The organism is Actinophytocola gossypii (genome assembly GCF_025165815.1).
Lineage (GTDB): Bacteria > Actinomycetota > Actinomycetes > Mycobacteriales > Pseudonocardiaceae > Actinophytocola > Actinophytocola gossypii.
In genome coordinates this window covers 1-25969 of sequence record NZ_JAFFZE010000014.1, presented here as the reverse complement: position 1 = coordinate 25969, position 25969 = coordinate 1, and the positions used below count along the sequence as shown (strand labels likewise).

Genomic DNA, 25969 nt, shown 5'->3' with positions numbered 1-25969 from the left:
CGTGGGGTCACAGCGCCGGCGCCGGCTCGACCCGCCGCTGCCGGCGCAGCGTCGCCGCCAGCGCCAGCCACGCGACCGCCGCGCCCCCGGTCATCGTGACCGCCATCGCCGGGCCGTCGTTGCCGAGCACCCCGACCAGCGGGGCGATCGCCGCGCCGAGGCCGAACTGGGCGGCCCCCAGCAGCGCCGCCGCCGTGCCGGCCGCCTCGCCGTGCCGGGACAGCGCCAAGGCCGGGGCGTTCGGCAGCACGAAACCGACCGCGCCGAGCAGGAAGAACAGCGGCACCACGAACCCGAGCAGCCCGCCCGCTCCGGTCGTCGTCAGCGCGACGAGCACCAGCCCGGACACCACCGCCGCGGTCAGCGCGCGCAGCACGATGCCCGCCGGGGTCAGCCGGTTGAGCAGCACGACGTTCAGCTGGGACGCGCCGATGATCGCGACCGCGCCCACGGCGAACACCAGGCCGAACTCCTGCTGGTCGAGCCCGTAGTGGTCCTGCAGCACGAAGCTCGACCCCGACACGTACGAGAACAGCGCCGACATTCCCAGCGCCGCGACCAGCGCGAGCACCACGAACTCCCGGTCGGCCATCAGCGAACGATAGGTCGCCAGCACCGGCCGCAGCGCACCCGTACGGCGACGCTCCGGCGGCAGCGTCTCCTTCAGCAGGAACACCGCCACCAGCATCAGTGCCACCCCGAGCGCGGCCAGTACCGCGAACACGCCGCGCCACGAGCCGTTCAGCAGGATCGCCGCGCCCAGCGTCGGCGCCAGGATCGGCGCGACGCCCATCACCAGCATCAGGCGCGACAGCACGGTCGCCGCCGCGCGCCCGGAGAACAGGTCCCGCACCACGGCCATCGCCACCACCATCGCCGCCGCCGCGCCGACGCCCTGCAGCAGCCGGAGCAGGCCGAGCACGGCCACGTTCGGCGCGAGCAGGCACAGCGCGGACGACACCACGTGCACGGCAGTGCCGGCGATCAGCGGCATCCGGCGGCCCATCGCGTCGGACAGCGGGCCGATCACCAGCTGGCCGATGCCCAGGCCGAGCAGGGTGCCGGTGAGCGTGAGCTGGACGGCGGACGACGTGGTCAGCAGGTCGTCCGCGATCGCCGGCAGGGCCGGCAGGTACATGTCGATGGTCAGCGGGCCGAGGGCGATCAGCGCCCCGAGGACGAGGATCAGCCGCACCCGGGCGAAACCGGTCGGCGACACCGCGCTGTCCGTGCTGTCCGTTGTAGACGTTCTGGGCAGGGTCGTGCTCGACATCGACTGCCTTTCGAAAGGAGTGGGATTCGGGAGACTGACGGCGGTGTCCCTGTGATCAGCAAACCGGACCCACGGTTTTGTTCCACCATTCGCTGATCGTCTTCGGATTCATGGTTATGCCCGGATTCGCCGGGTACACGGACCGCCCGAGCCCACCTTCGGGAGGACCAGATGACTTACCCTGAACAGTCCACACCTCGGGCCGCGAAGGAGGAGGCGGCCGAGGTCGCGCGCACGGCCGCGCACAGCGGCTCCCAGGTCGGCGACGCCGCGGGGCACGAGGCCCGCCGGGTCGCGCACGAGACCACCCAGCAGGCCAGGGACCTGGCCCGAGAAGGCCGCGACCAGCTCCTCGACCAGGCCAGGCAGGGCCAGCGGAAGGCCGCCGACAGCCTGCACACGCTGGCCGACCAGCTGGGCGAGATGAGCGCCCGCTCCGACGGCTCCGGCCTCGCGCCCGAGATGGTCCGCCAGGCCTCCGAACGCACCAGGGACCTCGCGTCCTGGCTCGGCGACCGGGAGCCCGGCGGCCTGCTCGACGACGTCCGCGCGTTCGCCCGCCGCAAGCCCGGCGCGTTCCTCGCCGGTGCCGCGATGGCCGGCGTGCTCGCCGGCCGACTCACCCGCGGCGCCACCGCGGCCGCCCAGGACCACCACGGTTCGCAGGACGGCACCCGGTCCGCCGCCGAGCCGCCGCAACCGTCCTCGGCGGCCCCGCCGCCACCGGTGCCGCCACCGGCGCCGCCACCCGTGCCGCCGATGCCCACGGCCACCCCGCCGCCGGCACCGCAGCCCACACCGCCGGTGCCGCCCGCGCCGCACCTGCCGCCACAACCGGGCTACCCGCCGCGGCCCGGCTCCTACCCGGGCAGGTGAGGCGCGATGACCACCTCGTCGACCCCACCGACGACACCTGGTGAACAACGCACCGAGTCCGCTGCCGACGTCTCCGTCGGTGAGCTGCTCGGGAACGTCTCACGGGACCTGTCGACCCTGTTCCGGCAGGAGCTCGCGCTCGCCAAGGCCGAGGTCAAGACCGAGGCCACCAAGGCGAGCAAGGGCGCCGGCATGCTCGGCGGCGCCGGGTTCGCCGGCTACATGGTGCTGCTGTTCCTGTCGTTCGCGCTCTGGTGGGCACTGGCCAACGCCATGGACACCGGCCTCGCCGCGCTGCTCGTCGCCGTCGTGTGGGCGGTGATCGCGGCCGTGCTCTACGTCACCGGCCGGCAGCGGCTGCGCCAGGTCAATCCCACCCCGCAACGCACCGTGGACACCGTCAAGCAGGTCCCGGACACCCTCAAGCCGACCGAGGAGCGAACATGACCGTCCCCAATGACGCCTATTCCGACGATCCCGACCGGCTTCGCCGGGACATCGAGCACACCCAGCGCAACCTCTCCACCGACGTCGACATGCTGACCGACAAGGTGAGCCCCGGACGCATCGTGCACCGCCGGGTCGGCCGCGCCCGCCGGGCGGTGCACTCCATGCGCGACCGGGTCATGGGCACCGCTTCCAGCGGCATGTCCAGCGCGTCCGACGGGATGTCGCACGCCGGCCACCGCGTGGGCGACGCGGCGTCGTCCGCGACCTCGTCCGCACGGGAGGGCGCCGCGAACGTGGCCGAGACGGTCCGCGAGACCCCACAGGCGGTCCGGCACGGCACCGAGGGCAACCCCCTGGCCGCCGGCCTGATCGCGTTCGGCGCCGGCTGGCTCCTGTCGTCGCTGGTCCCGCCGAGCCAGGCCGAGCAGCACCTGGCCGAGCAGGCCAAGGAGAAGGCCCAGGAGCACGGCGTGACCGAGCACATGAGCCACGCGGCCGAGCAGGTGAAGGAGAACCTGCGGGAACCGGCGCAGCACGCGGTGGACTCGGTCAAGTCGACCGCGAGCGACGCCGCAGGCACCGTGCAGGACGAGGCGCGGCACGCGACGGGCGACGTCACCGACCGCGCTCAACAGGCCAGGACCAACGTTCAGGAGCGTTGACCCCGGAAAGGATCAGCGGCGCCAGGCGGTGCGCTGCCGCACGCGGGACCAGACCAGGCCGGCGGCCACCGCGATGCCGAGCCCGGCCATCCACAGCTGCTCGGTCGGCGCCACGTGGTTGCCGATGAACGCCATGGCGAACAGGCCGATCACCGAGATCCAGCCGCCGATCTCGCGGCCACGGGGGAACCGGCCGTGCCAGCCCCACTCCGCGGACGGCTCCTCGTGCGGGTCGACCGCGTTCTTCGGTCGCTTCACCAGCTGTGAGCCAGCCACGTTCCCTCCCGGCACCTCGGTCCTTGCCGCACATGTTCGCACACGCCCCTGACACGCCGCGCACACCGTGCCCGGCCGGCCGAGGCGACGTCGGACACAATGTCACGCGATGACCAAGCGCTCCGTCCTCGTACTCGGCTCGACCGGCTCCATCGGCGTGCAGGCCCTGGACGTCGTCGCCGCCAACCCCGACCGGTTCGAGGTCGTCGGGGTCGCGGCGGGCGGCGGGAACCCGGCCGTGCTCGCCGAGCAGGCGATCGCGACCGGCGCCCGAGCCGTCGCCGTGTCCCGCGCGACCGCGTTCGAGGACGTCCAGCTCGCCCTCTACGCCGAGGCCAAGCGGCGTGGCTACGACGCGGGCGGGTTCGCGATGCCCCGCATCCTCGCCGGCCCGGACGCCGTCGCCGAGCTGATCGACACGGTCCCGGCCGACATCGTGCTCAACGCGGTCACCGGCTCCATCGGGCTCGAGCCGACCCTGCGCGCGCTCGCCACCGGCGCCACGCTCGCGCTGGCCAACAAGGAGTCGCTGATCGCCGGCGGCCCGCTCGTGCTGCGCGCGGCGAAGCCCGGCCAGATCGTGCCGGTCGACTCCGAGCACTCCGCGATCGCCCAGTGCCTGCGCGGCGGGCGCGCCGAGGAGGTGGCCCGGCTGGTGCTGACCGCGTCCGGCGGCCCGTTCCGCGGCCGGCGTGCCGAGGATCTCACCGACGTCACGGTCGCCGACGCCATGGCGCACCCCACCTGGGCGATGGGCCCGGTCATCACCATCAACTCCGCCACCCTGGTCAACAAGGGCCTGGAGCTGATCGAGGCGCACCTGTTGTTCGGGGTGCCCTACGAGCGGATCGACGTCGTCGTGCACCCGCAGTCGATGATTCACTCGATGGTGGAGTTCGCCGACGGCTCGACGATCGCGCAGGCCAGCCCGCCGGACATGCGGCTGCCGATCTCGCTGGCACTCGGCTGGCCGGACCGGGTGCCCGGCGCCGCGCGGCCGACCAGGTTCGACGAGGCGACCGCCTGGACCTTCGAGCCCCTCGACGACGACACCTTCCCCGCCGTGCGCCTGGCCCGGCTCGCCGGCGAGGCGGGCGGCTGCCTGCCCGCGGTGTACAACGCGGCGAACGAGGAGGCCGTCGGCGCGTTCGTCGGAGGACACACGCCCTTCACGGCGATTGTGGACACTGTGCACCGTGTCCTCGACGACGCGGACGGCTGGCACGGCGAGCCGTCCGGGGTCGAGGAGGTACTCGCCGCGGAGGCATGGGCGCGCGCCAAGGCCAGGGAGCGGCTCGGGGCAACGGTCGAGCTCGGTGTGACTGAACGGAAAGAGGACTGACGAACGTGGTCGCGTGGATCCTGGGGGTCATCCTCTTCGCGCTCGGCATCTGCATCTCGGTCGCGCTGCACGAGGCGGGCCACATGGGCGCGGCCAAGATGTTCGGCATGCGCGTGCGGCGCTACTTCATCGGCTTCGGGCCGACGCTGTGGTCGTTCCGCCGCGGTGAGACCGAGTACGGCCTCAAGGCCATCCCGGCCGGCGGGTTCTGCGACATCGCCGGCATGACCGCGCTGGACGAGGTCACGCCGGACGAGGCTCCGCGCGCGATGTGGCGTTACCCCACGTGGAAGCGCTTCGTGGTGATGGTCGCCGGTTCGGTCACCCACTTCATCCTCGGCTTCCTCATCCTGTACGTGATGGCCATCACCATGGGCCTGCCGAACACGGAGCCGGTGCGGCCCGAGATCGCCTCGGTCAACCAGTGCGTGGTCGACAAGGGCAACACCTCCGAGGACGGCTGCGCCCCCGGCGCGCCCGCGCCCGCGAAGGACGCCGGCCTGCGCGAGGGCGACCTGGTGCTGTCCGTCGACGGCACGCCGACGCCGACCTGGGGCGAGATGGTCGCGAAGGTCGAGGGCCTGTCCGGTCCGGCCGAGTTCGAGGTCCGGCGCGGTGGCGAGGTGCTCACGCTGACCGTCGACGTGGCCCGGGTCTCGGCCCCGAACGGCGAGCAGGCGGGCGCGATCGGGGTGTCGGTGGCGCTGCCGCCCGCGATGATCGGCTACGGCCCGCTCGACGCCGTCGGCGGCACGGTGTCCTTCACCGGGGACATGTTCGTCGGCGTCTGGAACGGGCTGCTCGACATCCCGGAGAAGGTTCCCGCGGTCATCGAGGCGATCGGCGGCGGGGAGCGCGACCCGAACACCCCGGTCAGCGTGGTCGGCGCCAGCATCATCGGCGGGGACGCGGTCGAGCAGGGCATCTGGGAGATGTTCGTCCTGCTGCTCGCGACGCTGAACTTCTTCATCGGCGTGTTCAACCTGCTGCCCCTGCTGCCGTTGGACGGCGGGCACATCGCGGTCCTGTTCTACGAGAAGGTCCGCGACTGGCTCCGCCGCCTGCGCGGCAAACCCGCGGGTGGCCCGGTCGACTACACCAAGTTGTCGGCGGTCACGATGGTGTTCGTCGTCATCGGCGGCGCGTTCATGTTGCTCACCCTCACAGCCGACATCGTGAACCCGATCCGTATCGGTCAGTAGCCGCCGTCGCCCGGTCGGTAGGCTGAAAGCATGACCGAAAGCATCATGCTGGGGATGCCCGCGGCGCCGCCGCCCGTGCTGGCGGAGCGCCGCAAGACCCGACAGCTGATGGTCGGCGGTGTGGGGGTCGGCAGCGAGTACCCGATCTCGGTGCAGTCGATGACCACCACGGTCACCGCCGACGTCAACGCCACCCTGCAGCAGATCGCCGAGCTGACCGCGGCCGGCTGCGACATCGTCCGGGTGGCGTGCCCGTCGCAGGACGACGCCGAGGCGCTGCCGGCCATCGCGGCCAAGTCGCAGATCCCGGTGATCGCCGACATCCACTTCCAGCCGAAGTACGTGTTCGCCGCGATCGAGGCCGGCTGCGCCGGGGTCCGGGTGAACCCCGGCAACATCAAGAAGTTCGACGACAAGGTGCGCGAGATCGCCGCCGCCGCGCGCGACCACGGCACCCCGATCCGCATCGGCGTCAACGCCGGCTCGCTCGACCCCCGGCTGCTGGCCAAGCACGGCAAGGCCACCCCGGAGGCGCTGGCGGAGTCCGCGCTGTGGGAGGCGTCGCTGTTCGCCGAGCACGACTTCCACGACCTGAAGATCTCGGTCAAGCACAACGACCCGGTGGTCATGGTCCGGGCCTACGAGATCCTCGCGGAGCAGTGCGACTACCCGCTGCACCTCGGCGTCACCGAGGCCGGCCCGGCGTTCCAGGGCACCATCAAGTCGGCGGTGGCCTTCGGCGCGCTGCTGCGGCAGGGCATCGGCGACACGATCCGGGTGTCGCTGTCCGCGCCGCCGGTCGAGGAGATCAAGGTCGGCACGCAGATCCTGCAGTCGCTGAACCTGCGGCCGCGCAAGCTGGAGATCGTGTCCTGCCCGTCCTGCGGCCGGGCCCAGGTCGACGTCTACAAGCTGGCCGACGAGGTCACCGCGGGCCTGGAGGGCATGGAGGTTCCGCTGCGGGTCGCCGTCATGGGCTGCGTGGTGAACGGGCCGGGCGAGGCGCGCGAGGCAGACCTCGGCGTGGCCTCCGGCAACGGCAAGGGCCAGATCTTCGTCAAGGGCCAGGTCATCAAGACCGTGCCGGAGCACCAGATCGTGGAGACCCTGATCGAGGAGGCCATGCGCATCGCCGAGGAGGCGGGGGAGACCGCCGGCGCCGGCGAGCCGGTCGTGACGGTCTCCTGACCCGCTACCCCTTCTCGTACCGCAGCAGCACCGTGCCGTTGTCGAACGTCTTGGTCTCGACCAGCCGCAGGTTCAGCCAGCTGTCCAGGTCCCGGAAGTACGGTGCGCCGGCGCCGATCGCGACCGGCGCGTAGTACAGCCAGTACTCGTCGACGAGCCCGGCCCGGATCGCCGCGCCCGCCAGCATGGCACCGCCGATCTCCAGCGATCCGCCGTCGCCCTGCTTGAGCCGCCGGATCTCCTCGACCGCGTCGCCGCTGTGCAGCCGGCTGTTGTGGCCGACCTTGGCGACCGCCTCCTCGGTCAGCGTCGAGGAGAACACCACCTTGGGCTGCGCGCGCCACCGCCTGGCGAAGTCGGCCATCACCGCCGGCACGTCCGGTCCGTCCCCGACGGACGGCCAGTAGCCAGCCATGTTGTCCCAGAGCCGGCGGCCGTACAGCGCCACCGTGTCCTCGGTCGTCCGCTCGTTGTGGTGCCAGTGCAGGTCGTCGCTGGGTTCCGTCCAGCCGATGTCGTCGCCCGGCGCGGTGACGTACCCGTCGAGCGACAGCGTCATGGCGTACTTGAGCCTTCTCATCCGTTCTCCCTTCCGTTCCGCCCGTACTGACTGGGCGACGGCCGGGAACTCATCGGTGCGCCCGCCGCGACCTGCGCGCGAAGGTACTCCTCCTGCGCCCGCAGCTCGGGCGTGTCGGCGACCTCCTCGCCTTCGTCCTCCCGCATTCCGTCCTCCTCTCGGCCCCCACCACCGCGTCGAACCGGGACACGCCGGATCGACAGGCCGGGCTCAGCTGTCCCACGAGCCGGACTTCTGGCACGCTTGAGCATGTGTTGCGGCTTGCTGGAGCGCGGCTGCTCGACGAGCGGGACCGGATGGCCGTGCGTGCCATGCTCACGGCGGACCCGGTCGCGTCCTGCATGGTCGCCTCGCGTGTCGAGGCGCTCGGCATGGACCCGTGGCGGCTGGGTGGCGAGCTGTGGGGCTGTGAGCCCCGCGGCTTCCGCGGCGGGCGCCTCGACGCGCTGTGCTTCGCCGGCTCGAACCTGATCCCCCTGCAGGGCAACCGCGCGTCCCTGCGTGCGTTCGCCGACCGGGCACTGCGCAGGCGGCGGATGTGCTCGTCGGTGGTCGGCCCGGCCGAGCAGGTGCTCGGGCTGTGGGACGAGCTGGAGCTGGACTGGGGTCCGGCCCGCGAGGTCCGCGCCGACCAGCCGCTGATGTCGATGACCCGCGAGTCCCTGGTCGAGGCCGATCCGCTGGTGCGCCCGGTGCGGCCGAACGAGCTCGAACGGTACCTGCCGGCGGCCATCGCGATGTTCATCGAGGAGGTCGGCGTCGACCCCCGGACCGGTGACGGCGGCGCGAGCTACCGGGCGCGGGTCGCGGAGCTGATCGCGGCCGGGCGCGCTTTCGCCCGCTTCGACGGCGGCGACGTGGTCTTCAAGGCCGAGATCGGCGCGCTGTCCAACGCGGTCGGCCAGATCCAGGGCGTGTGGGTGCACCCGGACCGGCGCGGCAAGGGCCTCGGCTCGTCGGGCACGGCGGCGGTGGTCGACCGGCTGGTACGCGGCATGGGGCGGACCGCGAGCCTCTACGTGAACTCCTACAACGTGGTCGCCCAGTCGGCGTACAAGCGGATCGGGTTCACCACCGTCGGCCAGTACGCGACGGTCCTGTTCTGAGGTGCCGGCACGCTCGGTCATACTCGCCGGGTGCGTGCTACCTCCCGAGTGATCCTCACGGCACTGCTCATCCTGCTCCTGGCCGGCTGCGGCCTGTTCGGCGACTCCGGTCCGCAGCCCGCGGACGTCGCCGACGACTACCTCGGCGCGTTCGCCGCCGGCGACAACGCGAAGGCGGCGACGTTCACCGACTCGCCGGAGTCCGCCGAGGCGCTGCTGGACGAGATCCGCGAGAAGCTCGCGCCGGAGAAGGTGTCCGCGCAGCTCGGCAACGTCGCCACCAACGAGGACGAGACGTCGACCTGGGCGAACTTCACCGTCAAGTGGGACTTCGGGCACGGCCAGGTGTGGGACTACGGCGGCCGGATGGAGCTGCGCGCGCAGGACGACACCTGGCGGGTGCACTGGACCTCGTCCGTCGTGCACCCCGAACTCGCCGAGCAGCAGTCGATCGCCATCGAACACCAGCAGCCCGACCTGGCGCCGGTGCTCGACCGGGACGGCAAGCTGCTGATGTCACCCGACCAGATCGTCTACGTGCTGTTCGAGCCGGAGAAGGCGGGTGACGCGCCCGCGGTCGCCGGCGCGCTCGCGTCCGCGGTGTCCGCGTTCGACCGGACGATCACCCGGAAGACGATCCTGGACGGCGCCGCCAAGGCCGAGGCGGAGGACCCGGACGTGCCCTACCGGGTGGTCGCGCTGCGTTCGGCCGACTACGAGCTGGTGAAGCCGAGGATCTACGACCTGCCCGGGGTGCGGTTCACCTCGGCGCCCCGGCTGCTCGCCACCGACAAGGAGCTCGCGCCGACGGTCCTGCCCCGGGTCCGCGACGTCGTCGAGGAGGAGCTGGCCGGCAGCGCCGGCTGGCGGGTGTACACCACCGACGCGTCCGGCGCCGAGGTGGCCGAGCTGCACGCGGAGCCGGCCGACCCGGCGGACGCGGCGCGGGTGACGTTGAGCCTGGACGTGCAGAACGCGGCCCAGGCGGCGGTCGCGGGGGAGCGGACCGCGGCCATGATCGTGGCGATGAAGGCGTCCACCGGGGAACTGCTCGCGGTGGCGCAGAACCCGGTCGCCGACAAGGAGGGCCCGGTCGCGCTGACCGGCCGCTACCCGCCCGGCTCGACGTTCAAGATCGTCACCACGATCGCCGCCATCGAGGCCGGGAAGGTGCGCGCCGACCAGCGCGTCGGCTGCCCGCCGACGGTGACCATCGAGGGCAGGGAGATCCCGAACGCCGGCCGGTTCGACAAGGGCACGCTCCCGCTGCACAGCGCGTTCGCGTTCTCCTGCAACACCACCTTCGCGCGCCTGGCCACCGAGCTGGAGCCGTCCGCGCTCACCGACGTCGCCCGCCGCCTCGGGCTCGGCGCCGACTTCGTGATGCCCGGCGCCACCACCATCACCGGCTCGGTGCCGCCCGCCACCGACACGGTCGAGCGCGCGGCCGACGGGATCGGCCAGGGCAAGGTGCTGGCCAGCCCGTTCGGCATGGCGCTGGTCACCTCGACCGTGGCGGCCGGGACCATGCCGACGCCGACCCTGCTGGCCGGCTCCACCACCGAGAGCGACACCCGCGATCCAGAACCCGTCGACCCGGCCGTACTGAAGTCGATGCGCGCGATGATGCACGAGGTCACCCAGCGCACCCCCGCGCTGGCCGCCTACCCGGACGTGCGGGGCAAGACCGGCACCGCCCAGTTCGGCGACGGCACCCACTCGCACGGCTGGTTCGCCGGCTACCGGGGTGACCTGGCGTTCGCCGTCCTGGTCACCGACGCCGGCACCTCGGCGAAGGCCGTCGACGTCACCGCCCGCTTCCTCGGCGGGTTGCGGTAACCCGCGCCGAAACCCACGTCGTAGGGTGGAGTCATGCCCGTACGAGCACCCCTGCTGCCCGGCGTCCAGACCCCTCGCCGGCAGGTCCCGTCGTCCATCGAGCGCCCCGAGTACGTCGGCCGGCCCGCGCCGAAGCGGAACACCGAGCCGTGGGTGCAGACCGACGAGACGATCGAGGCCATGCGGGTGGCCGGCCGGATCGCCGCGCAGGCGCTGCAGGAGGGCGGCAAGGCGGTCAAGCCGGGCGCGCTGACCGACGACATCGACGCGGTGGTGCACGAGTTCCTGCTCGACCACGGCGCCTACCCGTCCACACTGGGCTACCGGGGCTTCCCGAAGTCGTGCTGCACCTCGCTCAACGAGGTCATCTGCCACGGCATCCCGGACTCGACCCCGATCGAGGACGGCGACATCGTCAACATCGACGTGACCGCGTACATCGGCGGCGTGCACGGCGACACGAACGCCACGTTCCTCGCCGGTGACGTGGCCGAGGACGTGCGGCTGCTGGTGGAACGCACCCACGAGGCCACCATGCGCGCCATCAAGGCGGTGCGCCCCGGCCGCGCGCTGAACGTGATCGGCCGGGTCATCGAGTCCTACGCCAAGCGGTTCGGCTACGGCGTGGTGCGGGACTTCACCGGGCACGGCATCGGCCGCGCGTTCCACAGCGGCCTGGTGATCCTGCACTACGAGGAGCCGACCGTGGACACGGTGATCGAGAAGGGCATGACCTTCACCATCGAGCCGATGATCACCCTCGGCGGCATCGACTACGACATCTGGGACGACGACTGGACGGTCACCACCAAGGACAAGAGCTGGACCGCCCAGTTCGAGCACACCATGGTGGTCAACGAGGACGGCGCCGAGATCCTCACCCTGCCCTGAGTAACTCCCCGAGCACCGCCAGCACCGCGCCGGAGACCGGCTCCGGGTCGTCGGCCGGCGCCAGGTGGTGCGAGTCCAGCCGCCGCACCGGCCAGCCCAGCCCGGCCGCCGCGTCGGCGTCGGCCGCGTACGGCTCGGACAGCGCGACGTAGCCGGCCGGCCCGGACCACGTCACGTCCGGGCGCGGCTCCTTGAGGAACGCCACCGGTACCTCCGGGGCCTCGTCGGCGATGTCCGCCCGCAGCGCGGTGTCGGTCACCAGCTCCGCCAGCGGGTCCGGCTCGAACCAGCGGTGCCAGCGGGGGAGCTGGCCCTCCCGCGACATCCCCTTCAGCCGCGTGTACAGCTCGGCCGGCACGGTGTCCCGCCAGCTCCGCCCCGGCGTCGGCAGCCCGGCGTCGACGAACACCAGCCCGGTCACGGTGTCCTCAAGCGCGTCGGCGAACGCCGGCAGCAGCGGGCCGGCGCCGCTGTGCCCGATCAGTACGACCTCGCCGGCCAGCTCCTCCTCGCTCATCGCGTCGGCGAACGCGCCGAGCAGCACCTGGTGCACCGGCGGCGCGACCACGCTCGGCCGCAGGTCCAGCAGCAGTGCCGGGTGCCCGTGGGCGGCCAGCGCGTCGGCCAGCGGGCGCAGGCTCGCCGGGCCGAGGAACGGGCTGTGCACCAGGACGGCCGTGATGGGGGAGGCGGGCATGCCCGCGATGATGGCAGACATGCGTGGAGCGTTGTTGGTCGCCGGCACGTCCTCGGACGCGGGCAAGAGCGTGCTGGTCGCTGGCCTGTGCCGGTGGCTCGCGCGGCGGGGTGTGCGGGTGGCGCCGTTCAAGGCCCAGAACATGTCGAACAACTCCGCGGTGACCCCCGAGGGCGGCGAGATCGGCCGCGCCCAGGCCATGCAGGCCGCCGCGTGCTGGCTGGTGCCGAGCGTCCGGTTCAACCCGGTGCTGCTCAAGCCGGGCGCCGACCACAGCTCCCAGGTCGTCGTGCTCGGCGAGGCCGTCGGGCACGCGACCGCACTGTCCTACCGGGAGCGCCGGACGGCACTGCACGACGTCGTACTGTCCACCCTGGACGGTCTACGCGCCGAGTTCGACGTCGTGGTCTGCGAGGGCGCCGGCTCACCCGCGGAGGTCAACCTGCGTGCCGGGGACATCGCGAACCTCGGCCTCGCCCGCGCGGCGAACCTGCCGGTACTGGTGGTCGGCGACATCGACCGCGGCGGCGTCCTCGCCCACCTGTTCGGCACCCTCGCCATCCTCGACCCCGCCGACCAGGCGCTGATCTCGGCCTTCGTGGTCAACAAGTTCCGCGGCGACGCCACCCTGCTCGGACCCGGCCTGCGGCGGCTGACCGAGCTGACCGGCCGCCCGGTCCTCGGCGTGCTGCCCTGGCACCCGGACCTGTGGCTGGAGGCCGAGGACTCGCTGTCCTACGCGGCCGACGGCGTGGTCGGCCGCCCCACCCCGCCGGTGGGCGCCCAGTGGCTGCGGGTCGCCGTCGTCCGCCTGCCCCGGATCTCCAACGCCACCGACGTGGAGGCCCTCGCCTGCGAGCCCGGCGTCTCGGTCCGGTTCGTCACCGACCCGTCCCGCCTGCCCGACGCCGACCTGGTCGTGCTGCCCGGCACCAAGTCCACCGTGGACGACCTGCGCTGGCTCCGCGACCGCGGCCTGGACCACGCGCTCGCCACCCACGTCCGCGCCGGCCGCCCCCTGCTCGCGATCTGCGGCGGCTACCAGATGCTCGCCCGCACCATCACCGACGACGTCGAATCGGCCGCCGGCACCGTCCCCGGTCTCGGCCTGCTCGACCTGGACGTGACCTTCGCCCGCACCAAGACCCTCGCCCGCCCCGCCGGCACCGCCCTCGGCGAGCCCGTCACGGGCTACGAGATCCACCACGGCGTGGTGACCCGCCGCGGGGACCAGCCCCCACTGGTCGACGTCGACGGCGAGCCAGAGGGCGCGCTCACCGGTCCGATCGCCGCCACCCACTGGCACGGCCTGCTCGACAACGACGCGTTCCGCCGCGCGCTCCTGACCTGGGCCGCCGATCACGCCGGCCGCCACGGGTTCACCCCGGCACCGGACACCCGGGTCGCCGACCTCCGCGACGCCCAGCTGGATCTGCTGGCCGACCTGGTCGCCGACCACCTGGACACCGACGCCGTGACCCGCCTCGTCGAGCACGGCGCGCCGGCCCTGCCGACCCTGTCAGTCCAGCGGCAGGTTCAGTAGCGCGTTCTCGATCAGTTCCGGCATCGCCGGGTGGATCCAGTACTGGCCGCGGGCCATCGACCGCGCGTCCAGCCCGAAGCTCATCGCCTGGATCAGCGGCTGGATCAGCGTCGACGCCTGCGGGCCGATGATGTGCGCGCCGATCAGCTGCCCGGAGGCCGGGTCGGCCAGCAGCTTCGCGAACCCGGTGGTGTCCTCCATCGCCCAGCCGTAGGCGATGCCGGCGTACTCCTGGGTGGCCGTCACGTACCTCCGGCCCTGCGCCTTCGCCTCCCGCTCGGTCAGCCCCACCGCCGCCACCTGCGGCGAGCTGAACACCGCGTGCGGCACGAACCGGTGGTCGGCGTCGATCGGCGCGTCCGGGTGGAGCAGGTTGTGTTGCACGACCCGCGCCTCGTGGTTCGCCACGTGCTTGAGCTCGAACGGCGAGGCGATGTCGCCCAGCGCCCACACGTGCGGCGCGGTCGTGCGCTGCGTCCTGTCCACCACCACGTGCCCGGAGGTCGTCACCCCGACCCCGGCGGCCGGCAGGTTCAGCAGGTCGGAGTTCGGCGTGCGGCCGATCGCGACCAGCACCACGTCGGTCGACACCGACGAGCCGTCGGTCAGGTCCACCCGGATGCCGTCCGACTCCTGGGCCGCGCCCGCGACGGTGCCGTTCAGCCGCAGGTCCCAGCGTTTGCGCGCCAGCTCGGTGAACCGCTCGCTGATGTCGGCGTCCTCGTGCCGCAGCATCGCCCCGGACCGGCCGAGCACGGTCACGTCCACGCCGAACGACGAGAACACGTGCGCGAACTCCGCGGCCACGAACCCGGTGCCGACGATCACCATCCGCCGCGGCAGCTCGTCCAGCCGCATGACCGTGTCGCTGGTGTGGAACGGCACGTTCTCGAGCCCGTCCGGCACCACCGGACGCCCGCCCGCGGCCAGCACGACCCGGTCCCCGGTGATCGACGTCCGGTTCCCGTCGGCCAGCGCGATGTCCAGCTCGTGCGGGCCGGTGAACCGGGCGGTCCCCTCGAACACCGTCACGTTGTCGTTGTCCGGGTGCGTGAACCGGTACTCCCGTCCGCCCGCGGCGATCGGGTCGATCCGCCCGAAGATCCGGTCCCGCACGTCGGTCCACCGCACGCCGAGCAGCTCCGCGTCCACCCCGAGCTTCGCGCCCGCCGACGGGGCGGCGGCCAGTTCGGCGGTGTGCACGAACATCTTCGTCGGGATGCAGCCCACGTTCAGGCAGGTGCCGCCGAAGGTCCCGCGCTCGACGACCGCCACCCGCCAGCCGGCGAAGCGCTCGTCGAGGATCGAGTTGCCGGACCCGGTGCCGACGATGACCAGGTCGAAGTCCGCCATCCGACGGCTCAGTGCCGGTAGGTCGGGGTGAGGACGGCCCGCGCCAGCGTGTGGAACGCCAGGTTGAAGCTCACCACGGCGGCCGAGGCGTCGCCGTCGACCTCGAGCGCGTCCACGTCGACCGCGTGCACCACGAAGTAGTACCGGTGCACCTGGTCGCCCTGCGGCGGGGCGGCGCCGGCGTAGGCGCGGGCGGACATGTCGTTGCGCACGTGGAACGCGTCGCCCGGCAGGCTCGCGTCGTCCGCCCCGGCGCCCGAGGGCAGCTCGGTGGTCGAGACCGGCAGGTTCACCGCGATCCAGTGCCAGAAGCCGCCGGGGATCGGCGCGTCCGGGTCGAAGCAGGTGACCACGAAGCTCCTGGTCCCCTCCGGGAACCCGGACCAGGACAGCTGCGGCGAGGTGTTCTGCCCGCCCGCGCTGTCGTGCACCGCGCTCATCGGCAGCTGCTCGCCGTCCCGCACGTCGGTCGAGGTCACCGTGAACGTGCCGGTGGCCGGCAGCAGCTCGTAGGGATCGGGCGCGACAGGACGCTCCAGGCTCATCGGTTCGTCTCCCGGGTGGTGATCGTCTGGGGTGCCGCCCAGCCTAGGCCCTACTCTGGGCGGTGACCGAGGGAGTGGTGCACGGTGTCCGAGAACGTGAACGGCGGGGACGAGCTGGAGCGGAGCACGCGGGTGCGGTTCCCCGGGATCAGCCCGAGGGCCTACGAGCACCCGGCCGACCGGGGCGCGATGGCGACGCTCCGCGCGGTGCCGGGCGTGTCGTCGGTGCTCAAGGCCGTCGCCGGGATGTGGAACGAGCGCGCCGAGCGGCTGTTCGCGGTGGCGTCGGCGATCCGGGTGAGCGAGAAGCAGTACCCGAGGCTGAACCGGCTGCGGGTGGACTGCGCCGAGACGCTCGACCTGGACACCGTGCCCGACCTGTACGTCACCCGCGACCCCAGGGCCAACGCCTACGCCATCGGCATCGACAAGCCGTTCATCGTGGTCACCACGGGCCTGGTCGAGGCGCTCGACCGGGACGGCCTGCGCGTGGTGATCGGCCACGAGACCGGGCACATCCTGTCCGGGCACAACGTGTTGCGCACCCTGCTGATGCGGCTGCTGCGCCTGCAGGCCACGGTCAACTGGGTGCCGGTCGGCGCGCTCGGCCTGCGCGCGGTGATCGCCGCGTTGATGGAGTGGTACCGCAAGGCCGAGCTGACCGCCGACCGCGCCGGCCTGCTGTGCGGCCAGGACCCGGCCGCCGCGCTGCGCCAGCACGTCTACCTGGCCGGCGGCACCAGCATGGACGACATCGACATCCCCGAGTTCATGGCGCAGGCCAGGGAGTACGAGGAGGTCGACGACATCCGCGACAGCGTGCTCAAGCTGATGACCGTGGAGAGCATGAGCCACCCGTTCGCCGTGGTGCGGGCCGCGCAGTTGCAGCGCTGGGCCGCCTCCGAGGAGTACCGCGCGATCCTCGCCGGCGACTACCAGCGCCGCGCCGACGACGCGCCGTCCAGCTCCATGATGGACGACATCAGGTCGGCCGGCCGGTCCTACAAGGAGTCCTGGTCCGACTCGACCGACCCGCTGACCAAGGTTCTCAGCGACGTCGGCGAGGCCGTGTCCGGCGCGGCCGGCAAGGTGTTCAACCGCTTCGGCGGCGGTGGGTCCACAGAGGACACGGCCGGCCGGTCCTAGACCGCGATCGCGTGGTCCTCGGCGAACACCTTCCGGCACGACGGCGCGCAGAACGCGTACGTGGAACCGTCGTGGTCGAGGGTGAACGCCGCGGTCGCCAGCTCGACCACCATGCCGCAGACCGGGTCGACGACGCTGCCCTCCGGGGCCGTCACACGCTCGCCGGAACGCCGGTAGTTCTCGGTCATCAGCCGGGTGATCTCGGTGCTGGTGGTGGCGCGGCCGAGGGTGCCGACGGCGTGCTCGCGCAGGCCGACGATCTGCACCACGCAGTGCGGCTCGCGGTACAGCCGGGTCGGGTCGTCCTCGAACGAGGCGACGATCTCGGTGACCCTCGGGATGATGTACGGGCCGAACTCCACCGCGTTCCACGAGCCGGGCACCGTGACCCGCACGAGGTGGCGCGGCGAGCCGGCCGGACCGCCGGTGGCCCAGGCCACCGGCTCGTGCACGACGACGTGGACGAACTCGCTGGCGCCGGTGAGCACCGCCTCCGGCGCGTGCTCCTCGGCCAGCAGGTCGGCCAGTAGCCGGTCGGCGAGGGCACGCCGGCTCTCGGCGCTGCCGTGTGTGGTGAACACCTCGACGGTCATCATGGGTGGATCTCCCTTGCTGGGACGAGGGCGAGCAGTTCGTCCACCGACCACTGGTCGTTGGCGTGCTCGCCGTACTTGCCGGCGACCGTGCGGCCGTCGGGGGCGATGAGGAAGTCGGCCGGCAGCCCCAGCCGCCCGCCGTGGACCCGGCTCGCCGGCGTCTTGTCGCGGTGGCGCAGGCCGGTGGCGATCGCGCGGACGATGCCGGGCCAGGCGCGCGGATCGAGCAGGGCGCGGGGCGCGGACTCGACGTCGTACTCGCGGTAGAGACGCTTGTCCGGGTCGGCGACCACGTCGAACGGCAGCTCGGCCGCGTGCTCGAGCAGCTCCGCGCGTGACGAGTGGAAGACCACCACCTCGCGGACGCCGGCGGAACGGATCTCGTCATGCCGGGCGACGATCGAGCGCAGGTGGAGGTTGCACACCGGGCAGCCGGCGAAGCGCCGGAACTGCAGGTGCACCAGCCGGTCCGGATCGGGCACGGGTACCGGTGTCCCGTGGATCGAGGTGAGCATGACCCTCCTACTTCGTAGGCGTACATCGTACATCTACGGTTTATCGCGTGCCTTGTACGCTGTCAACCCGTGCCCCGCCCACGTTCGCTGACCAGATCCGGGATCGCCGCCGCCGCGCTCGCGGTGGTCGACCGGGACGGCCTCGCCGCACTCACCATGCGAGCCGTGGCCAAGGAGCTCGGCATGGCCGCCATGTCGCTGTACCGGTACGTCGCCGACCGCGACGAGCTCGAGGTGCTGGTCGTCGACCACGTGCTCACCGACCTGGACCTGTCGGTGCCGCCCGGCCCGTGGCGCGACCGGATCGCGGGCCTGCTGGAGCGGATGCGCGCGGCCACCCAGGCGCACCGCGAGGTGGTGCCGCTCGTGGTCCGCCACCGGCACGCCGCGCCGGCGTCGCTGCGCTGGATCGAGGCGACCCTCGCCGTGCTGACCGAGGCCGGTTTCACCGGGCGGCGCCGGGTCGTCGCGCAGCGGACGCTGGTGGCCTACCTGCTCGGCGCGCTGCAGAACGAGCACTACGGCCCGCTGTCCGGCTCCGGCACGGCCGCGATGGCCGAACTGTCCATATCGGACTTCCCGGTACTGGCCGAGACCGCCGCGCAGGCCCGCGCGCTCCCGCCGGCCGACGAGTTCCGCGCGGGCCTCGCCATCGTGCTAGACGGGCTCAGTGCAGCAGCTTCAGCCCGATGACGCAGCCCACGATGCCCAGCAGCAGCAACACCTTCACCGCCGACGCGGTCTCCGCGCCGCTCCACATTCCGTACGCGACGGTGAGTGTGGCGCCGATACCCACCCAGACCGCGTAGGACGTGCCGACCGGCAACTCGCGCATGGCGAACGCGAGCCCCGCCATGCTGAGCACGAGCGCGATCCCGAACACGACCGACGGGCCGAGCCGGGTGAACCCGTTGGACTTGTCCAGAGCGGTCGCCCACACGGCTTCCAACACCCCGGAGACGACGAGCACGAGCCAGGCCATGTTGCACTCCCGTGGCGCCGTCTTGTCGCACACCGGGTACGGCACCGCTCGTCCGGGAGTCCACTCGGGACTCTGCGGGCATTGTCGCACACCGAAAGTTCACCTGGTCGGGCGACATGTTCCAAGTTGCCGGCGACCGCTCCGCACGAAAGTCTGGTCGGTGCAGTCTCGACCAGCGTGAGGAGCTGAGCACATGGGGGGACCCACCCGGTACCGGCGGCTACTGCTCGCCGTCGTCCTTGCCGTCACCGGTGTCGCCACCGGTGTCGCCGGCCAGGCCGGTGCCGACGAGCGGATCGTCGGCGGCAGTCGGGCGAGCATCGCCGACCACAGCTACATGGTCTACCTCGCGACCGTCGACGGCTTCCAGTACTGCGGCGGCTCGCTCGTCGCCGAGGACAAGGTCATCACCGCCGCGCACTGCGTGGCCGGCGAGCGCCCGGCCGACATCACCGTCGTCGCGGGCCGCGAGGACAAGCAGAGCGAGACCGGCCTGATCTCGCCCGTGGCGTCGCTCTGGGTCCACCCGGACTTCACCGACGTGCGCGACGGCGCCGACGTGGCGGTGCTGACCTTGCGCGAACCGCTGCCGTACCGGCCGATCGAGCGCGCCGGTGCGGACGACGCCGCGCTGTACGAGGCGGGCAAGCCCGGCCTGATCCTCGGCTGGGGCCGCACCACCGCCGGCGGCGAGCCGTCCCGCTTCCTGCTCGGGGCGGAGGTGCCGCTGGTCGCCGACGCCGACTGCGCCAACTCGTACTCGACCTTCAAGGCCGAGTCGATGATCTGCGCCGGCCTGCCGGAGGGCGGAGTCGACTCGTGCCAGGGCGACTCGGGCGGCCCGCTGGTCGTCGAGGGCGTGCTGGTGGGCATCACCTCGTGGGGCGAGGGCTGTGCCCTGGCCGGCAAGCCCGGCGTCTACACCCGGCTGATGGCATACGCCGCGGTCCTCGACGAACAGGTCTGATATCCACCTGGGGTGACCACACCGCGTTTCGCCGCCGGCGACGAGCTGACGGCCGCCGAGTTGTACGCCGTGCTCCGGCTGCGGGTCGACGTCTTCGTGGTGGAGCAGAACGCTCCCTACCCCGAGCTGGACGGCCGTGACCTGCTGCCGGAGACGGTCCACCTGTGGAGCCCGCCGACCGGCGAACCCCAGGCCTACCTGCGCATCCTCCACGACCCGAACGGCGTGCGCCGGATCGGCCGGGTGTGCACCACCAAGGCCGCCCGCGGCACCGGTCTCGGCCGGCTGCTGATGGCCGAGGCGATGGCCCGCATCGGCGACGCGGAGGCCGTGCTGGACGCCCAGTCCTACGCGCAGGGTTTCTACGCCAGGTTCGGCTTCGTGCCCGAGGGTGAGCCGTTCCTCGAGGACGGCATCGAGCACATCACGATGCGGCGCCGGCCTCGGGCGGAGCGCACCGGGTGATCACGTCCACCGCGCGGTCGACGTCGCCCTCGGTGAGGTCCGCCCGCGCGGTCAGCCGCAGCCGCGACACCTGATCCGGCACCGACGGCGGCCGGAAGCACCCCACCCACACGCCGGCCGCCCGGCAGTCGTCGGCCCAGCGCACCGCCAGCTCGGGCGACGGCGCGAGCACCGACACCACCGCCGCGGCCGGCTCGGTGACCGTCAGCCCGGCCGCCCGCAGCCGCTCGGCCAGCGACAGCGCGGTCGACCGCACCCGGGTGGCCAGCTCCGGCTCCTCCCGCAGCACGCCCAGCGCGGTCAACGCGGCCGCGGTGCTCGCCGGCGCGAGCCCGGTGTCGAAGATGAAGCTGCGCGCCGAGTCCACCAGGTGCTTGATCACCCGTCGCGGGCCGAGCACCGCGCCGCCCTGCGCCCCCAGCGCCTTGGACAACGTGATCGTCGTCACCACGTCCGGTTCGCCGGACAGGCCCGCGTCGGCCACGGCGCCCCGGCCGCCCGGCCCGAGCACGCCGAGACCGTGCGCGTCGTCCACCACCAGCGCCGCGCCGTGCGCGCGGCAGGCCGCCACCAGCTCCGGCAGCGGTGCCAGGTCACCGTCCACGGAGAACACCGAGTCGGTCACCACCAGGGCACGCTCGGTCCGCCTCGTCCGCAGGGCGTGCGCCACCGCCGCCGGATCGGCGTGCCCGACCACCGCCACGTCCGCCCGGGACAGCCGGCAGCCGTCGATCAGCGACGCGTGCAGGTAGGCGTCGGTGACGATCGCGCTGCCCTTGCCGGACAGCGCCGTGACCGCGCCCAGGTTCGCGGTGAACCCGGACGAGAACACCAGCGCCGCCTGCGTGCCGCAGAACGCGGCCAGCTCGTGCTCCAGCTCGGTGTGCAGTTCGGTGGTTCCGGTGACCAGCCGCGATCCGGTCGACCCCGCGCCCCACCGCAGGGTCGCGGCCGCGGCGGCGCCCGCCACCCGCTTGTCCCTGGCCAGGCCGAGGTAGTCGTTGCCGGCCAGGTCCAGCAGGTCGGAGTCGGGCCGGCGGGGGCGGAGCCTGCGCGCCAGACCGGCCCGTCGCCGTTCGTCCGCGCGGGTGTCCAACCAGTCGAAAACCGAGGTCACGGCGTCGAGTCTGACAGCCCCCGGATCGTGGACCACTCGAGGCCGTCCGCACGGCCGAACCCTGAAAGGATCCGTCAGAAATTTTCCCCCACGGTAGCGTCGAGCGTGGTCGAATGGGGGTATGACGGCAACGGTGACCGTGATCGGTGTGGATGGACACGATCTCCCGCCTGGCGCCGGGAATGCCCTTGCCGCCGCGGGCCTGGTGGTCGGCGGCCGCGCGCTGCTGCGGCGCTGGGCGACCGCCGCGCTGGGTACCGGTGCCGGCTCGGCCTCGGTTCCGGACAAACCGCGCACCATCGAGCTGTCCGGCCAGAACGAGTTACCCGGCACCGCCCTGGACGCCTTGGCCGCGTCGGTCGATGCGGACGAACACGCGGTCGTGCTCACCGCAGGCGACCCCGGGTACTTCGGGGTGCTGCGCGCGCTGCGGGAGCGCAGTCTGCCGACCGTGTGCTGGCCGTCGGTGACGCAGGTGCAGCGGGTCGCCGCCATGGTTCACCGGCCGTGGGACGACATCACGGTGGTCAGCGCGCACGGCCGCGCCTTCCGCGACGCGGTGAACGTGTGCCGCGCCCGCCCCGCCGTCGGCGTGCTCACCGCCCCCGGCACCGGCCCGGCCGAGTTCGGCGCGGCCCTGTCCGGCTGGCGGCGCACCCTTGTCGTGCTCGAGGCCGTCGGTGGTGATCAGGAAACCCTGTCGATCGTCGACCCGGCCGAGGCCGCCGACCGGACGTGGCGGCAGCCCTCGGTGGTGCTGTGCCTGGCCGACCTGGACCGGGTGGGCCGGTCCGGGTGGATCGCCGGCGGCGAGCCGGCGCCGCCGGTGAACGGGTGGGCGCTCGACGAGGCCGAGTTCACCCACCGCGAGGGCATGGCGAGCGGCCCGGAGCTGCGTGCGCTCGCGCTGGCCAGGCTGGCGCCGAGACCGGGTGCGCTGGTGTGGGACGTGGCGGCGGGCTGTGGTGCGCTCGGCGTCGAGGCCGCCCGGCTCGGCGCGGCGGTGATCGCCGTGGAGAACGATCCCGGGCTGTGCGTGCGGATCGTCGCCAACGCCAAACGGCACGGTGTGGACGTTCGGCTCGTCGACGGCCAGGTTCCCGAGGCGCTGGTCGGCCTGCCGCAACCGGACGCCGTGTTCCTCGGCACCGCCCGCACCGACGTGGTGCGCTCCTGCGCGGGTGCCGGGGCGAGCCGGATCGTGGTCGAGGTGCGCGAGCTGGGCAGCGTCGGCCCGGTCCGCGACACGCTCACCGACGCCGGCTACGCGGTGGACGGCCGGCTGCTGTTCGCGGCCCCGGTGGACGGGTTGGCGCAGGGCTCGGCGGCCGTGCGGCAGGCGTCCTCGACGATGCTGCTGTGGGGAATCCGCCGCTGATCCGGCCGCCCGAGATCAAGTCCAGCCGAACGTCGGGTGCCGGTTGTTTCCATCGTTTCCGCAGGTCAAAGCCCGGTTACCGATCGGTAGGGGGCCATTCGGCCCACGACGATCGGGCGTTGTGGCACGCGGTGACCGCCTTGTAGCCATGAGTCAGCCCGTGAGGACGTCGACTCGCGGGGGAGACAAGGGAGAGAGTCATGGCTGAGGCAAGGCGCCTGCTCCGCCTGGCCGGGGTTGCCGCAGCGGTTCTCGCGTCGGTCGGGGTCGCGGCATCGGTGTCGACAGCGAGCGCGGACCCGGCACCGGCTGACGTTCAGCCGAACATCATCGGTGGCGAGGAGACCACCATCGAGGAGAACCCGTTCGTGGTCGCGCTGACCACGCCGGACGGGTTCCAGTTCTGCGGGGGCTCGATCGTGGCCCCGAACAAGGTCGTCACGGCCGCGCACTGCACCGAGGGCTCCTCGCCTGCGGACATCCAGGTCGTTGCCGGCCGCACGTCGCTCAGCGGCGGCGGAGGCACGGTCGCCGGCGTGACCGACATCTGGATCCACCCGGACTGGGACTCCGGCGCGCTGATCAACGACGCGTCCGTGCTCACCCTCGACACCGAGCTGTCGCAGGCGCCGATCGCGCTCGCGTCGCCGTCGGACGGTGACCTGTATGCGGAGGGCGCGACCAGCACGGTGCTCGGCTGGGGCGTGACCGACAGCGGGTCGCCGTCGGACACCCTGCGCAAGGTCGACGTGCCGGTGACGTCCGACGACACCTGCTCCTCGGCGTACCCGGGTTCCTACGACCCGGCGTCGATGGTGTGTGCCGGGCTGCCCGAGGGCGGCAAGGACAGCTGCCAGGGCGACTCCGGTGGCCCGCTGGAGGGCGTCACCGCGGACGGCACCCGCAAGCTGATCGGCATCGTGTCCTGGGGCCAGGGCTGCGCGGAGCCGAACTTCCCCGGCGTCTACGGCCGGGTGGCGGCGTTCCACGACCTGATCCAGCAGCAGATCGGCTGACTCGGAGTCCGATACCGGGGGCCGCTCCCGCTGGGGGCGGCCCCCGGTCCGGTCAGCCGAACCAGGCGGGCTCGTTGCCCGGCCTCCACTTGATGTTGCAGCCGATGCTGGCGAGCTGGCCGACCTCGATCTCCTCGCCCGCGACCACCGAGGCGACGGCGGCGTCCAGCTCGTCGCCGGTCACCGGGACGCCGTTGCCCGGCCGGGCGGCGTCGAACCGGCCGCGGTAGACGAGCGCGCGGTCGGCGTCGAACAGGAAGAAGTCCGGCGTGCAGGCGGCCCGGTAGGCGTGCGCGGCGGTCTGCTCGGGGTCGGACACGTAGGGGAACGTCCAGCGCCAGGCGGCGGCGTTGGCCGCCATCCGCTCCGGCACCTCGTCCGGGTAGGCCTCCGGGTCGTTGCTGTTGATCCCGACCACGCCGATGCCCTGCTGGCGCCAGCGGGCCGCGGCCGCGCCGAGCGGGACCGCGATGTGCTGGACGTACGGGCAGTGGTTGCACAGGAACGCGACGAGCGTGCCGCGCGGCCCGGCGACCCGGTCGAGGGTCCAGGTGACGCCGTCGGGGTCCGGGAGCTCGAACGGGGGCGCGGTGGTGCCGAGCGGCACCATCGTGGAGTTGACCGAGACCATGGGCCGACCCTACCGGCCACCGCGTTTCCGCTGCGGCATGCTGGTCGCATGACCGAGCTGCACTACCTGGCCGGACTCGACCTGGCCGGCCGCCGTGTCGTGGTGGTCGGCGGCGGGACCGTGGCCGCTCGACGGCTGCCGAGGCTGGTGTCCTCCGGGGCCGCGGTCGAGGTGGTCGCACCGGAGGCCACGCCCGCGGTCGTGGGGCTCGCCGAGTCGGGTGCGCTGGTCTGGCACCGGCGCCCGTACGCGCCGGGCGACCTCGACGGCGCCTGGTACGTGCTGTGCTGCACCTCCTCGCCGTCGGTGAACGCCGAGGTGTCGGCGGCGGCCGAGCGGCTGCGGGTGTTCTGCGTACGCGCCGACGCCGGATCGGCCGGCACGGCGGTGACCCCGGCGACGGGCAACCACGACGGCCTGCTGGTCGGGGTGCTGGCCGGCGGCGAGCACCGCCGGTCGGCGACCGTCCGGGACGGTCTGCTGCGCGCGCTCGGCTCCGGTCTGGTGGCGCCGGGACCGCGCCCGGTCGGCGTCGCGCTGGTCGGCGGCGGGCCGGGCGATCCGGACCTGATCACCGTGCGCGGGCGGCGGCTGCTGGCCCAGGCGGACGTCGTGGTCGCCGACCGGCTGGCACCGGGCCCGCTGCTCGACGAGCTGGCGCCGGACGTCGAGGTGGTGGACGCGGCGAAGAACCCGTACGGGCGGGCCGCGTCGCAGGACACGATCAACGAGCTGCTGGTGTCCAGGGCGCGGGCCGGCCGGTTCGTGGTCCGGCTCAAGGGCGGGGACCCGTACGTGTTCGGGCGCGGGTTCGAGGAACTGCTCGCCTGCGCGGCCGCCGACGTGCCGGTGACGGTGGTACCCGGCGTGACCTCGGCGTTCGGCGTGCCCGGGGTCGCCGGGGTGCCGGTGACCCACCGCGGCGTCGCGCACGAGGTCGTGGTGGTCTCCGGGCACCTGCCGCCCGGACACCCGGACTCCCTGGTGGACTGGCCGGCGCTGGCGTCGCTGCGCGGGACGCTGGTGCTGATGATGGCGGTGGAGCGGATCGCCGCGTTCGCCGAGGTGCTGCTCACCGGCCGCGCGGCGGACACCCCGGTGGCCGTGGTCCAGGAGGGCACCACCCGCGCCCAGCGCCTGGTCCGGTCCACCCTGGACAAGGTGGCCGACGACGTGCGCACGCACGGTGTCCGTCCGCCCGCGGTGATCGTCGTCGGCCCGGTGGCCGCCCTCGGTGACGGCCTGCCCAGCACCTGACGTGGCGCCCGCCGGGGGGGCGGCGGCCCCGGGCGGGGCGTGCCAGCGCGGGTGCGGCCCGGGCCGGCCGCCCCGG

Annotated in this window: 29 protein-coding genes and 1 riboswitch; of the genes, 17 read left to right on the top strand and 12 right to left on the bottom strand. The window is 72.9% G+C overall.

What is annotated here, in order from left to right; all coding sequences use genetic code 11:
- Nucleotides 1-7: 7 nt before the first annotated feature.
- Entirely contained in the window at nt 8-1273 is a 1266-nt protein-coding gene (locus JT362_RS16530; protein ID WP_260192109.1) for a multidrug effflux MFS transporter, read from the bottom strand.
- 171 nt (nt 1274-1444) lie between these two features.
- Between JT362_RS16530 and JT362_RS16525 the strand changes: the two genes are divergently transcribed.
- The 3 genes from JT362_RS16525 to JT362_RS16515 are packed head-to-tail and all read left to right on the top strand — an operon-like array spanning nt 1445 to nt 3261.
- Nucleotides 1445-2149: a hypothetical protein gene (locus tag JT362_RS16525; protein ID WP_260192108.1), complete on the top strand. Its 705-nt coding sequence runs from the start codon at nt 1445-1447 to the stop codon at nt 2147-2149.
- 6 nt (nt 2150-2155) lie between these two features.
- Complete coding sequence (locus tag JT362_RS16520) at nt 2156-2596, top strand: phage holin family protein (RefSeq protein WP_260192107.1); 441 nt, start codon at nt 2156-2158, stop codon at nt 2594-2596.
- Entirely contained in the window at nt 2593-3261 is a 669-nt protein-coding gene (locus tag JT362_RS16515) for a DUF3618 domain-containing protein (RefSeq protein WP_260192106.1), read from the top strand. Before JT362_RS16520 ends, JT362_RS16515 begins: the two co-directional genes overlap by 4 nt.
- 12 nt (nt 3262-3273) lie before the next feature.
- Here JT362_RS16515 and JT362_RS16510 read toward each other — a convergent pair whose 3' ends face one another.
- Nucleotides 3274-3537 (bottom strand): DUF2631 domain-containing protein, encoded by a 264-nt coding sequence (locus JT362_RS16510; protein WP_260192105.1) that lies wholly within the window; start codon nt 3535-3537, stop codon nt 3274-3276.
- 109 nt (nt 3538-3646) lie between these two features.
- Between JT362_RS16510 and dxr the strand changes: the two genes are divergently transcribed.
- The 3 genes from dxr to ispG are packed head-to-tail and all read left to right on the top strand — an operon-like array spanning nt 3647 to nt 7269.
- Nucleotides 3647-4879 carry a 1-deoxy-D-xylulose-5-phosphate reductoisomerase gene (gene dxr, locus JT362_RS16505; protein ID WP_260192104.1) on the top strand — a complete coding sequence of 411 codons (1233 nt, stop codon included), beginning with the start codon at nt 3647-3649 and terminating at the stop codon, nt 4877-4879.
- A 5-nt stretch (nt 4880-4884) separates the two neighbouring features.
- Complete coding sequence (locus JT362_RS16500) at nt 4885-6081, top strand: M50 family metallopeptidase (protein WP_260192103.1); 1197 nt, start codon at nt 4885-4887, stop codon at nt 6079-6081.
- 30 nt (nt 6082-6111) lie between these two features.
- On the top strand, nt 6112-7269 hold the full coding sequence (gene ispG / locus JT362_RS16495; protein ID WP_260192102.1) for a flavodoxin-dependent (E)-4-hydroxy-3-methylbut-2-enyl-diphosphate synthase: 1158 nt from the start codon (nt 6112-6114) through the stop codon (nt 7267-7269).
- A gap of 4 nt (nt 7270-7273) precedes the next feature.
- Here ispG and JT362_RS16490 read toward each other — a convergent pair whose 3' ends face one another.
- Together JT362_RS16490 and JT362_RS16485 are read right to left on the bottom strand one after the other, a co-directional pair.
- Complete coding sequence (locus tag JT362_RS16490) at nt 7274-7849, bottom strand: dihydrofolate reductase family protein (protein WP_260192101.1); 576 nt, start codon at nt 7847-7849, stop codon at nt 7274-7276.
- Nucleotides 7846-7995, bottom strand: coding sequence for a hypothetical protein (locus tag JT362_RS16485; RefSeq protein WP_260192100.1), 150 nt, complete (start codon nt 7993-7995; stop codon nt 7846-7848). The genes JT362_RS16490 and JT362_RS16485 overlap by 4 nt, the downstream gene beginning before the upstream one ends.
- Nucleotides 7996-8100: 105 nt before the next feature.
- On the opposite strand from JT362_RS16485, the gene JT362_RS16480 reads away from it, so the two are divergent.
- The 3 genes from JT362_RS16480 to map are packed head-to-tail and all read left to right on the top strand — an operon-like array spanning nt 8101 to nt 11685.
- A complete protein-coding gene (locus tag JT362_RS16480; RefSeq protein WP_260192099.1) occupies nt 8101-8955 on the top strand; it encodes a GNAT family N-acetyltransferase in 855 nt (284 codons plus the stop codon).
- A gap of 30 nt (nt 8956-8985) precedes the next feature.
- Complete coding sequence (locus JT362_RS16475) at nt 8986-10794, top strand: penicillin-binding transpeptidase domain-containing protein (RefSeq protein ID WP_260192098.1); 1809 nt, start codon at nt 8986-8988, stop codon at nt 10792-10794.
- 33 nt (nt 10795-10827) lie between these two features.
- The gene (gene map, locus JT362_RS16470) at nt 10828-11685 is read left to right on the top strand and encodes a type I methionyl aminopeptidase (protein ID WP_260192097.1); all 858 of its coding nucleotides are present in this window, start codon (nt 10828-10830) and stop codon (nt 11683-11685) included.
- Here the strand turns inward: map and JT362_RS16465 are convergent.
- Nucleotides 11672-12403: an alpha/beta fold hydrolase gene (locus tag JT362_RS16465; protein WP_260192096.1), complete on the bottom strand. Its 732-nt coding sequence runs from the start codon at nt 12401-12403 to the stop codon at nt 11672-11674. The genes map and JT362_RS16465 overlap by 14 nt on opposite strands.
- Here JT362_RS16465 and JT362_RS16460 point away from each other — a divergent pair.
- Nucleotides 12402-13925 (top strand): cobyric acid synthase, encoded by a 1524-nt coding sequence (locus tag JT362_RS16460; protein WP_260192095.1) that lies wholly within the window; start codon nt 12402-12404, stop codon nt 13923-13925. The two genes, JT362_RS16465 and JT362_RS16460, sit on opposite strands and share 2 nt — an antisense overlap.
- On the opposite strand, the gene JT362_RS16455 is transcribed toward JT362_RS16460, so the two are convergent.
- Both JT362_RS16455 and JT362_RS16450 read right to left on the bottom strand, forming a co-directional pair.
- Nucleotides 13902-15278, bottom strand: coding sequence for a mycothione reductase (locus JT362_RS16455; RefSeq protein WP_260192094.1), 1377 nt, complete (start codon nt 15276-15278; stop codon nt 13902-13904). The two genes, JT362_RS16460 and JT362_RS16455, sit on opposite strands and share 24 nt — an antisense overlap.
- Nucleotides 15279-15286: 8 nt before the next feature.
- On the bottom strand, nt 15287-15823 hold the full coding sequence (locus JT362_RS16450) for a YbhB/YbcL family Raf kinase inhibitor-like protein (RefSeq protein WP_260192093.1): 537 nt from the start codon (nt 15821-15823) through the stop codon (nt 15287-15289).
- Between the two features lie 84 nt (nt 15824-15907).
- Here JT362_RS16450 and JT362_RS16445 point away from each other — a divergent pair, with 84 nt between their 5' ends.
- The gene (locus JT362_RS16445; RefSeq protein WP_260192092.1) at nt 15908-16969 is read left to right on the top strand and encodes a M48 family metallopeptidase; all 1062 of its coding nucleotides are present in this window, start codon (nt 15908-15910) and stop codon (nt 16967-16969) included.
- Here the strand turns inward: JT362_RS16445 and JT362_RS16440 are convergent.
- Nucleotides 16966-17565 (bottom strand): YHS domain-containing protein, encoded by a 600-nt coding sequence (locus JT362_RS16440; protein ID WP_260192091.1) that lies wholly within the window; start codon nt 17563-17565, stop codon nt 16966-16968. The two genes, JT362_RS16445 and JT362_RS16440, sit on opposite strands and share 4 nt — an antisense overlap.
- Nucleotides 17562-18080 carry a peroxiredoxin-like family protein gene (locus JT362_RS16435; RefSeq protein WP_260192090.1) on the bottom strand — a complete coding sequence of 173 codons (519 nt, stop codon included), beginning with the start codon at nt 18078-18080 and terminating at the stop codon, nt 17562-17564. Before JT362_RS16435 ends, JT362_RS16440 begins: the two co-directional genes overlap by 4 nt.
- Before the next feature lie 69 nt (nt 18081-18149).
- Here JT362_RS16435 and JT362_RS16430 point away from each other — a divergent pair, with 69 nt between their 5' ends.
- Nucleotides 18150-18773, top strand: coding sequence for a TetR/AcrR family transcriptional regulator (locus tag JT362_RS16430; RefSeq protein WP_260192089.1), 624 nt, complete (start codon nt 18150-18152; stop codon nt 18771-18773).
- On the opposite strand, the gene JT362_RS16425 is transcribed toward JT362_RS16430, so the two are convergent.
- Nucleotides 18748-19062 carry a DMT family transporter gene (locus JT362_RS16425; RefSeq protein WP_260192088.1) on the bottom strand — a complete coding sequence of 105 codons (315 nt, stop codon included), beginning with the start codon at nt 19060-19062 and terminating at the stop codon, nt 18748-18750. The two genes, JT362_RS16430 and JT362_RS16425, sit on opposite strands and share 26 nt — an antisense overlap.
- 11 nt (nt 19063-19073) lie before the next feature.
- A riboswitch (guanidine-III (ykkC-III) riboswitch) is annotated at nt 19074-19138 on the bottom strand.
- A 117-nt stretch (nt 19139-19255) separates the two neighbouring features.
- Here JT362_RS16425 and JT362_RS16420 point away from each other — a divergent pair.
- On the top strand, nt 19256-20029 hold the full coding sequence (locus JT362_RS16420; RefSeq protein WP_260192087.1) for a S1 family peptidase: 774 nt from the start codon (nt 19256-19258) through the stop codon (nt 20027-20029).
- Nucleotides 20030-20041: 12 nt separating this feature from the next.
- On the top strand, nt 20042-20494 hold the full coding sequence (locus JT362_RS16415; RefSeq protein ID WP_260192086.1) for a GNAT family N-acetyltransferase: 453 nt from the start codon (nt 20042-20044) through the stop codon (nt 20492-20494).
- Here JT362_RS16415 and JT362_RS16410 read toward each other — a convergent pair.
- Nucleotides 20454-21611 carry an 8-amino-7-oxononanoate synthase gene (locus JT362_RS16410; RefSeq protein ID WP_260192085.1) on the bottom strand — a complete coding sequence of 386 codons (1158 nt, stop codon included), beginning with the start codon at nt 21609-21611 and terminating at the stop codon, nt 20454-20456. The two genes, JT362_RS16415 and JT362_RS16410, sit on opposite strands and share 41 nt — an antisense overlap.
- A 121-nt stretch (nt 21612-21732) precedes the next feature.
- On the opposite strand from JT362_RS16410, the gene JT362_RS16405 reads away from it, so the two are divergent.
- Together JT362_RS16405 and JT362_RS16400 are read left to right on the top strand one after the other, a co-directional pair.
- Nucleotides 21733-22989, top strand: coding sequence for a bifunctional cobalt-precorrin-7 (C(5))-methyltransferase CbiE/decarboxylating cobalt-precorrin-6B (C(15))-methyltransferase CbiT (locus JT362_RS16405; protein ID WP_260192084.1), 1257 nt, complete (start codon nt 21733-21735; stop codon nt 22987-22989).
- 200 nt (nt 22990-23189) lie between these two features.
- On the top strand, nt 23190-24005 hold the full coding sequence (locus JT362_RS16400; RefSeq protein WP_260192083.1) for a S1 family peptidase: 816 nt from the start codon (nt 23190-23192) through the stop codon (nt 24003-24005).
- 52 nt (nt 24006-24057) lie between these two features.
- Here the strand turns inward: JT362_RS16400 and JT362_RS16395 are convergent, their stop codons facing one another.
- Nucleotides 24058-24636, bottom strand: coding sequence for a thioredoxin family protein (locus JT362_RS16395; protein ID WP_260192082.1), 579 nt, complete (start codon nt 24634-24636; stop codon nt 24058-24060).
- 48 nt (nt 24637-24684) lie between these two features.
- Here JT362_RS16395 and cobA point away from each other — a divergent pair, with 48 nt between their 5' ends.
- Nucleotides 24685-25893 (top strand): uroporphyrinogen-III C-methyltransferase, encoded by a 1209-nt coding sequence (cobA, locus tag JT362_RS16390; RefSeq protein WP_260192081.1) that lies wholly within the window; start codon nt 24685-24687, stop codon nt 25891-25893.
- Nucleotides 25894-25969: the final 76 nt, after the last annotated feature.